Raw genomic sequence first — 13,137 nt, forward strand, 5'->3', positions numbered from 1 at the left:
AACGTTTCACCTTAGCGCACCAGTGGATGGCAGCTGTGCCAGGCACTGCACTTTTATCGGTCTTCCCGGCCTCTTCGCGGGCAAGCCCGCTCCCACAGGATTTACGCAACCCTTGTAGGAGCGGGCTTGCCCGCGAAGGCCTCCCCTCGGTCTAACGCCGATGTTGTCCTGTTGGTCAGCAATTTGCATTGACCCTGCCCACACACAACAAAATGGGGTTCGAATTCATGCAAATACGTCCGCTGCATAAACTGCTGTGCGCCGCCATCGGTCTGGGGATCAGCCTTACCGCCAGTGCCAGCGAGCCGCTGAAAGTCGGCTTCGTCTATATCGGCCCGATCGGCGACCACGGCTGGACGTATCAGCATGAACAGGGGCGCAAGGCGCTGGCGGAAAAACTCGGCGACCGGATCACCACCAACTATGTGGAAAACGTTGCCGAAGGCGCCGACGCCGAGCGAGTGATCCGCAACATGGCCAAGGACAAGTACGACCTGATCTTCACTACCTCGTTCGGCTACATGAACCCGACACTCAAGGTCGCCAAGCAGTTTCCCCAGGTGACCTTCGAACATGCTACCGGCTACAAGCAGGACAAGAACCTGGGCACCTACCTGGCGCGCACCTATGAAGGTCGCTACGTCGGCGGTTTCCTCGCGGCCAAGATGACCAAGAGCAAAAAGATCGGCTACGTCGCCTCGTTTCCGATCCCGGAAGTGATCCGCGACATCAACGCCATTCAACTGGCCCTGAACAAGTACAACCCCGGCACCGAGATCAAGGTGGTGTGGGTCAACTCCTGGTTCGATCCGGGCAAGGAAGCCGACGCCGCCAACGCGCTGATCGACCAGGGCGTCGACGTGGTGTTCCAGCACACTGACAGCCCGGCGCCGATCCAGGCCGCGGAACGGCGCGGCGTATATGCCGTGGGCTACGCTTCGGACATGGCGCACTTCGGCCCCAAGGCGGTGCTGACCTCCATCGTCAATGACTGGGCGCCGCATTACCTGCAAGCGACCCAAAGCGTGATCGACCACAGCTGGAAAACCCAGGATTACTGGGGTGGCCTGAAGGAAGGCACCGTTGAACTGCCGATCAGCGACCTGGTGCCGGCGGCGGTGAAAACCGAAGCCGAACAGATCATCGCCAATATCAAGAGCGGCACGCTGCAGCCGTTTACCGGGCCGATCAAGGACCAGGCCGGGGTCGAGAAAATACCCGCAGGGGTTAGCGCGACGAATACGGAGCTGGCGTCGATGAATTATTACGTGGAAGGCATGAAGGCCGAGATGCCGAAATAAATCCAGCGACCAACACAAAACCCCTGTAGGAGCGAGCTTGCTCGCGATGGTGTGTCAGTCGACTCGATGCAGCTGATACACCATCGCGAGCAGGCTCGCTCCCACAATGGATTTTCAGCGTATTCCAGGATTGTGTATGAACAGCCTTCCCATCATCGACATCAGCCCGCTCTACAGCGACGATCACAGCGCCTGGCCAGCCGTGGCACAACAAATCGACCTCGCCTGCCGCGAATGGGGATTCTTCTACATCAAGGGTCATCCAATCAGCGCGGCGCGCATCGATGCCGTGTTCGACAACGCCAAGCAATTTTTCGCCCTGCCCACCGCCGAAAAACTCAAGATCGACATCACCCAGTCCCGCCACCATCGCGGTTACGGCGCCATCGCCACCGAACAACTGGACCCGAGCAAACCCAGCGACCTGAAAGAAACCTTCGACATGGGCCTGCACCTGCCCCTCGACCATCCCGAAGTACTGGCGGAAAAACCGTTGCGCGGCCCCAACCGCCATCCATCGGTGCCGGGCTGGGAGGCGCTGATGGAGCAGCACTACGTCGACATGCAGGCGCTCGCGCAAACCCTGTTGCGGGCAATGACGTTGGCGCTCGGCATCGAGCGCGACTTTTTCGACACACGCTTTGTCGAGCCGGTCAGCGTATTGCGGATGATTCACTACCCGCCGCGTCACACCGCCAGCTCCATCGATCAGCAAGGCGCCGGTGCCCACACCGATTACGGCTGCATCACCCTGCTCTACCAGGATTCTGCCGGTGGCTTGCAAGTCAGGAACGTAAAGGGCGAATGGATCGACGCCCCGCCGATCGAAGGGACGTTCGTGGTCAACCTCGGTGACATGATGGCGCGCTGGAGCAACGACCGTTACCTGTCGACGCCACACAGGGTGATCAGCCCGTTGGGCGTAGATCGCTATTCGATGCCATTCTTTGCCGAGCCGCACCCCGACACCCGCATCGAATGCCTGCCGGGGTGCCAGGATGAGCAGCAGCCAGCGAAATACCCGGCCACCACTTGCGCCCAATTCCTGCTCTCACGCTTCGCCGATACCTACGCTTATAGACGGGATCAGGAGGCGGTGGAATGAACCGCCTGGTCAGGTTTTACCAATTTTTGCAGCGAGCCTCTGTAGAATGGCGCCATTGCACCTGATGAGAAAAGAATTATGTACGACTGGCTGAACGCCCTGCCCAAGGCAGAACTGCACCTGCACCTGGAAGGTTCGCTGGAGCCCGAGCTGCTGTTTGCCTTGGCCGAACGCAACAAGATCGCCCTGCCATGGAGCGATGTCGAAACCCTGCGCAAGGCCTACGCTTTCAATAACCTGCAGGAGTTTCTCGACCTGTATTACCAGGGCGCCGACGTGCTGCGCACCTCCCAGGACTTCTACGACCTGACCTGGGCCTACCTGTTGCGCTGCAAGGCGCAGAACGTGATTCACACCGAACCGTTCTTCGATCCGCAGACCCACACCGACCGTGGCATTCCATTCGAAGTGGTGCTCAACGGCATCGCCGCCGCGTTGAAGGATGGCGAGCAGCAACTGGGCATCACCAGCGGCTTGATCCTGAGCTTCCTGCGCCACTTGAGCGAAGAGCAGGCGCAGAAAACCCTCGACCAGGCACTGCCGTTCCGCGACGCGTTTGTCGCCGTGGGTCTGGACAGCTCCGAGATGGGCCACCCGCCGAGCAAATTCCAGCGGGTGTTCGATCGCGCCCGTGGCGAAGGTTTCCTGACCGTCGCCCACGCCGGTGAAGAAGGCCCGCCCGAGTACATCTGGGAAGCCCTCGACCTGCTGAAAATCCAGCGCATCGACCATGGCGTGCGCGCCATCGAAGACGAGCGCCTGATGCAGCGCATCATCGACGAGCAGATTCCGCTCACCGTGTGCCCGCTGTCCAACACCAAGCTCTGCGTGTTCGATCACATGTCCCAGCACAATATTCTCGACATGCTCGAGCGTGGCGTGAAAGTGACCGTGAACTCGGATGACCCGGCGTACTTCGGCGGTTACGTCACCGAAAACTTCCATGCCCTGTATACCGATCTGGGCATGACCCAGGACCAGGCCAAACGCCTGGCGCAGAACAGCCTGGATGCTCGTTTGGTAAAACCCTGAGGTTTACCGGATTCTTCTGTAGGAGCAAGCTTGCTCGCGATAGCGGTTTGGCACTCAACATTGATGTCGACTGACACTCCGTCATCGCGAGCAAGCTTGCTCCTACAGGGCCATTTCAACCTCGGTCTGTTTGGCGAACCGGTGAATTTCTCGCTGCCCGGCGGCGGTGAGCTGCAGGGCACGTGAATCCATGGGCAAGTTCAGCCAACCCGACTGCATGAACAACTGCAGCAACGCCGCACCCAGGGCGCCGCCCAGGTGCGGGCGTCTTTCGCTCCAGTCGGGGCACGCACAGGCGACCTTGCCGTTGCGATGGGCCAGCGCCTGAATGAAGACGCCGCGTGCCTCCAACTGCGTCGCGCCCTTGAGCGTGACCGTGACCCGCTGATCGAACTGTTCGATCCAGCCCGCGTCCAGCAGGCGCTGGTAAAGATCGGCGGCCAGGGTGCCACCCAAATGGTCGTCACAAAGCCGTGCGCGCAACAACGGCGAAGCGCTCGGCCGAGGTTTGGCCAGGGGCGCGGCGCGCTTGAAAATATCCGGGATATCCTGGGGTGCGCTGGCCAGCGTGGCGCTGGCCAGCGCTTCGATCGCGGCACCGACTTCAGGAGCCGTCAGGCGGAAGAAGCGCTTTCGCCCACGGGCTTCTACTTTCAACAGACCTCCGGCGGACAACCGCCCCAGGTGCGCACTGGCGGAGGACGGTGACAGGCCGGCCATCAATGCCAGTTCTTCGGTATGTCGCGCCGAGCCGTCCATCAAGGCCCACATCATTGCGCTGCGCTTGGGGTCAGCCAGCAATGTGGCTATCTGGCTGATGCAAGGTGCATGTTCCATGTATTCACTCCCTGTTGAATCGTTTCGTCCTGCTGCCCAGAGATATCTTGACCAGTAAGGTGCCGTCGGCCAAACGTGGAAACTGCCATAAACCGGTTTCGCCATGGCGATCGACGTGCGTGTACGAGGCGAACGTTAGTATAGGCCGGTTGACCGCCAGATCCTGCCCCCTGCAAACCGCAGATGCTGATAGTTCCTGAGGGAAATTTCGCTTTTTACCTGCGACTAATGATCAATGTCTGATAACCCTGGAAAATGACTACTCAAGCGCGCGCATCGGCTGGCAAGCATTTCCCGCAAGAGGTTCACCGGCTTACTCAATTGTGCGCGATGGGCGCACAACAGATTCAGCGGTGCGCGCTCACAGAGCAGCTCCGGCAGCAGCACTTTCAAGCGCCCCGCGAGCACATCGGCGGCCACATCGAGCCAGGATTTGTACGCGATCCCGGCCCCTGCCAGCGCCCACAGACGCACGACATCGGCATCGTCACTGAAACGATCGCCACTGACGGTCAGGCCGACCTCGCGCTTGCCGTCATGAAAGGTCCAGTGATCGTGAACGCGGCTGCCCAGCATGAACAGCAGGCAATTGTGCTGGGCCAGTTGTTCCAGCTGGCGCGGTTCGCCACGCCGGGCGAGATATTCGGGCGCGGCACACAACACGCGACGATTGTGGGGGGCGATGGGCAGCGCCACCAGGCTGGAGTCTTCCGGCTCGCCGTAGCGCAGGGCGATGTCCACCGGCTGGCGGAACAGATCGGCGATGCGATCGCCCAGCAGCAGGCGCACGGTCAGCTTCGGGTGCTCGCGCTGGAACTCGTCCAGCCAGGGCAGCAACAGGTTGCGACCGAAGTCCGACGGTGCCGACAGCTGCAGGACTCCGCTGACCTGATCCTGGCCACTGGCCAACAATCGCCGGCCTTCGTCGAGGGAACTCAAGGCCGCCCGGGCGTACTCGAGAAAACCTTCACCTTCGGCGGTCAGGCGCAGGCTGCGGGTCGAACGCGCCAGCAGTCGGGCGCCCAACTGCTGTTCGATGCGTTTCAACGCCGCGCTTGCCACCGCCGCCGACATGTCCATGCCCCGCGCGGCCGCGGACAGACTGCCCAGGTCCGCGGCCCGGACGAATAACTGCAAATCATCGAATCGCAGCATGCGCAGCCTTTTATTATCAAAAAAATATTGAAAGAGACTGCTGTTTTAGCGGGTTTTATCTTGCGAAGAAATAGCCAATCATCCGCCCATCGAATCCATAGTTATCTGGGAGCCTTCCATGAAAGCCGTTGCCTACTACGCCTCGCTGCCGATCAGCGATGAAAACGCCCTGCAAGACATCGACCTGCCGGAGCCGGTCGCTGGCCCCCGTGACCTGCTGGTGGAAGTCAAAGCCATCTCGGTCAACCCGGTCGATACCAAGGTCCGTCAGAACGTCCAGCCAGAAGTCGGTACGGCCAAAGTGCTGGGTTGGGACGTGGCCGGCGTGGTCAAGTCCGTTGGCAGTGAAGTGACCTTGTTCAAGACCGGCGACAAGGTGTTCTACGCCGGCTCCATTGCCCGCGCCGGGGGTAACAGCGAGCTGCACGTGGTGGATGAGCGAATCGTCGGCCATATGCCGAAAAGCCTCGGTTTCGCCGAAGCCGCTGCCCTGCCGTTGACCGCCATTACCGCGTGGGAGTTGCTCTTCGAGCGCCTGCAAGTGCGCGAAGGCAAGACCGATGAAAGCCAGAGCCTGCTGATCGTCGGCGCCGCCGGTGGCGTTGGCTCGATCCTCACGCAACTGGCCAAACAGCTCACGGGCCTGAAGGTCATCGGCACGGCTTCGCGCCCGCAAACCCAAAGCTGGGTCACGGCCCTGGGCGCCGACCAGGTGATCGACCACAGCCAGCCACTGAGTGAAGCGCTCAAGCACGCCGGCATTGATCAGGTGACCCATGTCGCCAGCCTGACCCAGACCGATCATCACCTCGATCAACTGGTCGAGGCGTTGGCACCGCAAGGCAAGCTGGCGCTGATCGACGACCCGAAAACCCTCGACGTGACCAAGCTCAAGCGCAAGAGCCTGTCGCTGCACTGGGAGTTCATGTACACCCGCTCACTGTTCGAGACCGCGGACATGATCGAGCAGCACAAACTGCTCAACCGGGTGGCCCATCTGATCGATGCCGGGACGTTGAAAACCACGGTTGGCGAACACTTTGGCACCATCAATGCGGCTAATCTGCGGCGTGCACATGCGCTGTTGGAAAGCGGGAAATCCAAGGGCAAGATCGTGCTGGAAGGATTCTAGGCATCCTCAGGAATTGGCCCTCGGACGGCGATTTTTTTTGTTACAAACCGTCAGTCCGAGAGTTGATCCTTGTCATAGAAGCCATCGTAATCGGGTCTACAATCGAAACCTCTGCGAGGAAATCTTTACCCATCCTTTTTACGCAACGTCTTTTACAAGAGGAGTTCAGCTATGAAGATCCTGATAAAAGAATTGGCAAAATCCCAGTGGCAGGTCCGCCTGGACCAACATACCGTGATGTTCCGCAGCGAAGCGGAAGCGCGGGCGTTCACCAATACCCTTGAAGCGCGATTGCACGCTCCCCATCAGATCCCCGACCGTCAGCAGCGTGCCGCTGGCTGAGTCCGTCCTCAGACCTGGGCTTGCACCAGCGCCCGGGCATTTTGCAGACGCCGGGTGAGCATCGCCGCGCTCACCACCAGAATCCCGCACAGGCTGATGACCATGGCCATCGGCATGGCGCTGCCGTCGTGCAAAACACCCACCAGCGCCGCGGCGCCCGCCGCGACACTGAATTGCAGGCATCCGAGCATTGCCGAAGCGCTACCGGCGCGGGCGCCCTGGCCGTTCATCGCGCAGGCTGAGGCATTGGGCAGGATGCAACCCAGGCTGGCGATGCAGACAAATAACGGAATCAGCAACGGCCACAGCTGCGCGGTGTGCAGCGCGCTGACGGCGAGCAATGCCAGGCCGGCACCGAGGTAGATCCACACGGTGCGCGTCAGCAGGAACGCCGGACCACGCTTGGCCAACAGTCGCGCATTAATCTGGGCCACCAGAATGAACCCCGCTGCGTTGACACCGAAGTACCAACCAAAGTGTTCGGCCGGGACGCCATAGAGCTTGATGAAGATGAACGGCGACCCGGCGATGTAGGAGAACATGCCGGCGATGGCGATGCCGCCCGTCATGGCATGGCCGAGGTAAACCGGGTCTTTCAGCAACCGCCCATACTGGCGAAACGCCCCGCTCAGGGGTTGGCGTGGCAAATGGGCGGGCATGCTTTCCGGCAAACCCAGTGCCACAGCCAGACCTGCCAAGGCGCTGAAACCGGTCAGCGCGAGGAAGATCGACTGCCAGCCCGTGGTGTTGACCAGCAAGCCGCCGAGCATCGGGGCAAGGATCGGCGCCAGGCCCATTACCAGCATCAGCTGCGAAAAGACTTTCGCCGAACCCACCGCATCACATTTGTCGCTGACCACCGCCCGCGAGATCACCATGCCCGCGCAACCGCCCAGGGCCTGCACGAAGCGTGCGCCGATCAGCCATTCCAGGTTCGGTGCATAGGCGCACGCCAACGAAGCGGCGGTAAACAAGCCGACGCCGATCAACAGGGGAATGCGTCGCCCGAAACGATCCGCCACCGGACCGTAGGCCAGCTGGCCAATGGACAAGCCAAGGAAATAAGCGGCCAACGTCAGTTGGACGTGTTGTTCGTCGGTACCGAAGGCAAGCGCCATCGCCGGGAACGCCGGCAGATAGAAATCGATCGCCAGCGGACCGAAAGCGCTCAAGGCGCCAAGAATAAGGATTGTACGAAAATTCATCAGGCATCCATGGAACAGAAGTCGGCAGCCCGACAGTCTAGCCGCGCATGGACGCCTTGAACATTAAGTTAGCTCGCTAACTATTAAAAAGTCAGGCCAATTTCACGCTGTAGCCTTCTTCACTGATGAGCGCGATCACTTGATCGGCGCTCAATGCGCTCTCGACCCCGACTTCCCTGGCCGCCAGATCGACCCGCACACTCGCCGCCGGATCCCGGGCCTGCACCGCCTGGGTGATCGCCTTGACGCAGTGACCGCAGGACATGCCTTCAACGTTGAACACTTGCATGGATGACTCCTTTAATGTGCCATTCGAAAGAGGTGACCTGCAGTCTTGAGCTTGCCACCATGGCAAGGTCAAGTTCTGCAGTGACCTGCCGGGCTGGCAATCGGCTTCGCGCTCGGCCAAGCTGCGGGTATTTACGATTTGATCCCAGGAGATTCAGCCATGCGCTGGTCAGCTTTCAGCCTGTTTGGCCTGCTCGGCCTTTTCACCGCCACCACTTCGGCCCATGCCGCCGGGGAGGATTATGGCGTGCTGGTCATTTCCCGCGAGCGCCTGGAAGTCGCAACCAGCTGCGAGATCGGCGTGTACATCCAGGACCAGTTGGCGGCGCGGCTATTCCAGGAGCAAAGCACCTCGTTCAACCTGCCGCCGGGCAATGTCTCCCTGCGCCTCAAGCTGCTGCCCGGCCAGGCGCCGGGGTGCAACCCGGGGATGCTGGCGCCGGGTTCGCAGGATATTCAGTTGCGGGCCGGAGATGTGTTGAAGTACCGGATTGCGATGACCCAGGATGGGATGTATCTAAAGCGTGCAGGTCTTGGATATTGAGTTGCCTGTAAAAGATCGCAGCCTGCGGCAGCTCCTACAGGTGTACTGCGATCTTTTGCTTTAAAAATGGCGCTTGACCTTGCCAGCATGGCAAGGTTGATCCTGTAGGCATCTTCTACAGGGAGCGTGACCGATGTCCGAATCCACCACTTTCGATCTGCCGATTGCCGGCATGACCTGCGCCAGCTGCGCCGGGCGTGTCGAGCGCGCCTTGAGCAAAGTCATCGGCGCCAGTGCCGTCAGCGTCAACCTGGCCACCGAGCAGGCCCGGGTCCAGGCGCCGGCCGACAGCCTGCCGGCCTTGATGGACGCAGTGGAAAAAGCCGGTTACAGCGTACCTCGGCAGCGGCTGGAATTGAGCATCGACGGCATGACCTGCGCCTCCTGCGTCGGCCGGGTCGAGCGGGCGCTGAACAAAGTGCCGGGGGTCAAGAGCGTCAGCGTCAACCTGGCCAATGAACGCGCCCATCTGGAACTGCTCGGGCAAGTCGACCCGCAAACCTTGATCGCGGCCGTGAGCAAGGCGGGTTATGCCGCCAGCGTCTGGCAGGACGATCAGCCGCACGTCGATACTCAGCAAACCCGCCTGCAGCGCGAGCGCTGGGCGTTGATCGCAGCGATTGCCCTCGCCTTGCCGCTGGTATTGCCGATGTTGCTGCAACCGTTCGGCGTGCACTGGATGCTCCCGGCCTGGGCACAATTCGCCTTGGCAACGCCCGTGCAGTTCATCTTCGGCGCGCGCTTTTATGTGGCCGCCTGGAAAGCCGTGCGTGCCGGGGCAGGCAACATGGACCTGCTGGTTGCCTTGGGCACCAGCGCGGGCTATGGCTTGAGTATCTACGAATGGGCCACCGCCGCCGGGCGCATGCCGCACCTGTACTTCGAAGCCTCGGCCGTGGTGATTGCCCTGGTGCTGTTGGGTAAATACCTGGAAAGCCGCGCCAAACGCCAGACCGCCAGTGCCATTCGCGCCCTGGAAGCGCTGCGCCCGGAGCGGGCGGTCCAGGTGATCGACGGTCGTGAGCAAGAGGTGGCGATCAGCGCCCTGCGTCTCGATGACCTGGTCATGATCAAGCCCGGGGAACGTTTCCCGGTGGACGGCGAAGTGGTCGAAGGCCAGAGCCATGCCGACGAAGCCTTGATCAGCGGCGAAAGCCTGCCGGTGCCCAAACTACCTGGTGACAAGGTCACGGGCGGCGCGATCAATGGTGAAGGCCGGTTGCTGGTGCGCACCCAGGCCCTTGGCGCGGAAACCGTGCTGGCACGAATCATTCGCCTGGTGGAGGACGCCCAGGCGGCGAAAGCGCCGATCCAGAAATTGGTGGATAGAGTCAGCCAGGTGTTCGTCCCGGTGGTCTTGCTGCTGGCCTTGGCGACCCTGATCGGCTGGTGGCTGTATGGCGCCCCGCTGGAGACCGCGGTGATCAATGCCGTGGCGGTGCTGGTGATCGCCTGCCCTTGTGCCCTGGGCCTGGCCACGCCAACGGCGATCATGGCCGGCACCGGGGTCGCGGCGCGCTACGGCATTCTGATCAAGGATGCCCAGGCGCTGGAGCGTGCCCATGAAGTCAGCGCCGTGGTGTTCGACAAGACCGGCACGCTGACTTCGGGCACCCCACGTATCGCCCACCTCAGTGCCCTCGATGGCGACGAAGGCAGCCTGCTGCAATGGGCCGGCGCCCTGCAACGCGGCAGCGAGCATCCGCTGGCCAAGGCGGTGCTGGATGCGTGCGCCGAGCGAGGCCTGGCCGTGGCCGACGTGACTGACAGCCAATCCCTGACCGGCCGAGGCATTGCCGGCACGCTCGGGGATCGTCGCCTGGCGCTGGGTAATCGGCGCCTGCTGGAGGAAAGCGGCCTGGACGCCGGCACTCTGGCAGGTTCCGCAAGCGCGTGGGAAACCGAAGGCCGGACCTTGTCCTGGCTGATCGAGCAAAGTCCCGAGCCGAGAGTGTTGGGCCTGTTCGCTTTCGGCGATACGCTCAAGCCTGGCGCGCTGCAAGCGGTACAACAACTGCGCGCGCGCAATATCAGCAGTCATCTGCTGACCGGTGACAACAGAGGCAGTGCCAACGTGGTCGCCAAGGCGCTGGGCATCCAGGATGTGTACGCAGAGGTCCTGCCGGCGGACAAAGCCGCCACTGTCGCTGCGTTGAAGAAAACCGGCGTGGTCGCAATGGTCGGCGACGGCATCAACGATGCGCCAGCGCTGGCCGCGGCCGATATCGGTATCGCCATGGGCGGCGGCACCGATGTGGCCATGCATGCGGCCGGCATTACCTTGATGCATGGCGATCCTCGGCGAGTTCCGGCGGCACTGGAGATCAGCCGCAAGACCTACGCGAAGATCCGGCAGAACCTGTTCTGGGCCTTCGTCTATAACCTGATCGGCATTCCATTGGCCGCCTTCGGGTTCCTTAATCCGGTGCTGGCCGGAGCAGCCATGGCGTTGTCGAGCGTCAGCGTGGTGAGCAATGCGCTACTGTTGAAAACCTGGAAACCCGAGGACCTGGAGGACAACCGATGAACATCGGCCAAGCAGCCCGTCACAGCGGCCTGAGCGCAAAGATGATCCGCTACTACGAGTCCATCGGCCTGCTCAAGGCGGCTCATCGCACCGACAGCGGCTACCGGGTGTACGGCGATGACGACCTGCACACGCTGGCGTTCATCAAACGCTCACGGGACCTTGGGTTTTCGCTGGAGGAAGTCGGCAAGCTGTTGACCCTCTGGCAGGACCGCCAGCGCGCCAGTGCCGATGTGAAGGCGTTGGCGCGCCAGCATATCGATGAACTGAACCAGAAGATTCGGGAGCTGGGGCAGTTGCGCGATACGTTGCAGGATCTGGTCGAGCATTGTCAGGGGGATGATCGGCCGGATTGTCCGATTCTCAAGAGTCTTGAGTCGGGGTGTTGTGCTAACGCGGATCCCGTCTGACAATGATTTTGACTGTGCTAACGCCTTCGCGAGCAAGCCCGCTCCCACATTGGACCGTCGCCGAACACAAATTCTGTGTCCAGTGCAGATCGAATGTGGGAGCGGGCTTGCTCGCGAAGGCGGTGCGTCGGACGCCATAAACATTGAGTCCCTTCACCCAGAAAAAACCCGGCCGAAGCCGGGTTTTTCTTTAGCCGATCACTGCATCCACGGTGGAGGCGGTTCTTCGGCTGGCTTGGGGGGAGCATCGTCAGCCGCACGCGCGGCTTGCTTGCGCTCTTCATCCAGGCGCGCGGCCTCGATTTCGCGCATGATGCCGCCCACATCCGCCAGTTCTTCCGGCTCGTCGAACTCGCCGGTCAGGACGCTGGCCGGGTGCAAAGTGCCCGCCTCGTACAAAGCCCACATTTCCTTGGCATACCGGGTCTTTTTCAACTCCGGTGCAAACCGTCCGAAATAGGACGCCATGTTGCCCACGTCCCGCTCCAGCATGCTGAACGCGTGGTTGTTGCCCGCCGCGTCAACTGCTTGCGGCAAGTCGATGATCACCGGGCCGGTCGGGGTCAACAGCACGTTGAACTCGGACAGGTCACCGTGCACCAGACCGGTACACAGCATCAGCACGATCTGCGAGATCAGGAACGCGTGATATTCACGCGCCTGGTCCGGTTCCAGTACCACGTCGTTCAGACGCGGCGCGGCATCACCGTACTCGTCGGCCACCAACTCCATGAGCAGCACGCCTTCGAGGAAGTCGAACGGCTTGGGCACCCGCACACCGGCATTGGCCAGGCGGAACAGCGCCGCCACTTCGGCGTTCTGCCAAGCGTCTTCGGTTTCCTTGCGGCCAAACTTGGAACCCTTGGCCATGGCCCGGGCCTGTCGGCTGTTGCGCACCTTGCGGCCTTCCTGATACTCGGCCGCCTGCCGGAAACTGCGTTTATTCGCCTCCTTGTAGACCTTCGCGCAACGTAACTGGTTGCCGCAGCGCACCACATAAACAGCTGCTTCTTTACCACTCATGAGTGGGCGCAGCACTTCGTCGACCAGACCGTCCTCGATCAGGGGTTCAATGCGTTTTGGAGTCTTCATCAGCTTTTATTGTGGGTCCTTTATTACCAAACACGCGAAAGTCATTCGTTATACGGCAATCCACCGATTCGGGGGAGGGGGTGCCGACCTATGAACCATGCAGATGCACACAATGTGCCGATTTACTCGCAAAAACCTGCAGTTCATCACCGCTCTTCTGGATCATA

General features: G+C 61.3%; 13 protein-coding genes. 8 read left to right on the forward strand and 5 right to left on the reverse strand.

The annotated features are described in order from the left end of the window. Positions 1–227: 227 nt before the first annotated feature. The 3 genes from SOP95_RS11140 to SOP95_RS11150 all read left to right on the forward strand — a co-directional run bounded on the left by SOP95_RS11140 (position 228) and on the right by SOP95_RS11150 (position 3,438). Positions 228–1,301, forward strand: coding sequence for a BMP family ABC transporter substrate-binding protein (locus tag SOP95_RS11140; RefSeq protein WP_323607131.1), 1,074 nt, complete (start codon positions 228–230; stop codon positions 1,299–1,301). A 136-nt stretch (positions 1,302–1,437) separates the two neighbouring features. Next, complete coding sequence (locus tag SOP95_RS11145) at positions 1,438–2,406, forward strand: 2-oxoglutarate and iron-dependent oxygenase domain-containing protein (RefSeq protein WP_323607132.1); 969 nt, start codon at positions 1,438–1,440, stop codon at positions 2,404–2,406. A 78-nt stretch (positions 2,407–2,484) separates the two neighbouring features. Further along, positions 2,485–3,438: an adenosine deaminase gene (locus SOP95_RS11150; RefSeq protein ID WP_020796340.1), complete on the forward strand. Its 954-nt coding sequence runs from the start codon at positions 2,485–2,487 to the stop codon at positions 3,436–3,438. 102 nt (positions 3,439–3,540) lie between these two features. Here SOP95_RS11150 and SOP95_RS11155 read toward each other — a convergent pair whose 3' ends face one another. Both SOP95_RS11155 and SOP95_RS11160 read right to left on the reverse strand, forming a co-directional pair. Then, positions 3,541–4,275, reverse strand: coding sequence for an ArsR/SmtB family transcription factor (locus SOP95_RS11155; RefSeq protein WP_323607134.1), 735 nt, complete (start codon positions 4,273–4,275; stop codon positions 3,541–3,543). 225 nt (positions 4,276–4,500) lie between these two features. Next, positions 4,501–5,430 (reverse strand): LysR family transcriptional regulator, encoded by a 930-nt coding sequence (locus SOP95_RS11160; protein WP_323607136.1) that lies wholly within the window; start codon positions 5,428–5,430, stop codon positions 4,501–4,503. 118 nt (positions 5,431–5,548) lie between these two features. Between SOP95_RS11160 and SOP95_RS11165 the strand changes: the two genes are divergently transcribed. Next, on the forward strand, positions 5,549–6,562 hold the full coding sequence (locus tag SOP95_RS11165) for a zinc-binding alcohol dehydrogenase family protein (RefSeq protein ID WP_323607137.1): 1,014 nt from the start codon (positions 5,549–5,551) through the stop codon (positions 6,560–6,562). 171 nt (positions 6,563–6,733) lie between these two features. Further along, a complete protein-coding gene (locus SOP95_RS11170; protein ID WP_274077761.1) occupies positions 6,734–6,904 on the forward strand; it encodes a hypothetical protein in 171 nt (56 codons plus the stop codon). A gap of 8 nt (positions 6,905–6,912) precedes the next feature. On the opposite strand, the gene SOP95_RS11175 is transcribed toward SOP95_RS11170, so the two are convergent. Together SOP95_RS11175 and SOP95_RS11180 are read right to left on the reverse strand one after the other, a co-directional pair. Continuing rightward, positions 6,913–8,109, reverse strand: a complete 1,197-nt coding sequence (locus tag SOP95_RS11175; protein WP_323607138.1) for a multidrug effflux MFS transporter — start codon at positions 8,107–8,109, stop codon at positions 6,913–6,915. Between the two features lie 91 nt (positions 8,110–8,200). After that, positions 8,201–8,398, reverse strand: coding sequence for a heavy-metal-associated domain-containing protein (locus tag SOP95_RS11180; RefSeq protein WP_274077763.1), 198 nt, complete (start codon positions 8,396–8,398; stop codon positions 8,201–8,203). A gap of 159 nt (positions 8,399–8,557) precedes the next feature. On the opposite strand from SOP95_RS11180, the gene SOP95_RS11185 reads away from it, so the two are divergent. From SOP95_RS11185 to cueR, 3 genes are all read left to right on the forward strand, one after another. Further along, positions 8,558–8,941, forward strand: coding sequence for a hypothetical protein (locus tag SOP95_RS11185; protein ID WP_274077764.1), 384 nt, complete (start codon positions 8,558–8,560; stop codon positions 8,939–8,941). Positions 8,942–9,074: 133 nt separating this feature from the next. Then, positions 9,075–11,468, forward strand: coding sequence for a heavy metal translocating P-type ATPase (locus tag SOP95_RS11190; protein WP_323607139.1), 2,394 nt, complete (start codon positions 9,075–9,077; stop codon positions 11,466–11,468). Further along, positions 11,465–11,878: a Cu(I)-responsive transcriptional regulator gene (cueR, locus tag SOP95_RS11195; RefSeq protein ID WP_274077766.1), complete on the forward strand. Its 414-nt coding sequence runs from the start codon at positions 11,465–11,467 to the stop codon at positions 11,876–11,878. The genes SOP95_RS11190 and cueR overlap by 4 nt, the downstream gene beginning before the upstream one ends. A gap of 198 nt (positions 11,879–12,076) precedes the next feature. On the opposite strand, the gene SOP95_RS11200 is transcribed toward cueR, so the two are convergent. Beyond that, a complete protein-coding gene (locus SOP95_RS11200; RefSeq protein WP_274077767.1) occupies positions 12,077–12,970 on the reverse strand; it encodes a PA4780 family RIO1-like protein kinase in 894 nt (297 codons plus the stop codon). Between the last annotated feature and the right edge of the window lie 167 nt (positions 12,971–13,137).

Source organism: Pseudomonas sp. YuFO8 (genome assembly GCF_035065025.1).
Taxonomy (GTDB): Bacteria; Pseudomonadota; Gammaproteobacteria; order Pseudomonadales; family Pseudomonadaceae; genus Aquipseudomonas; species Aquipseudomonas putida_AE.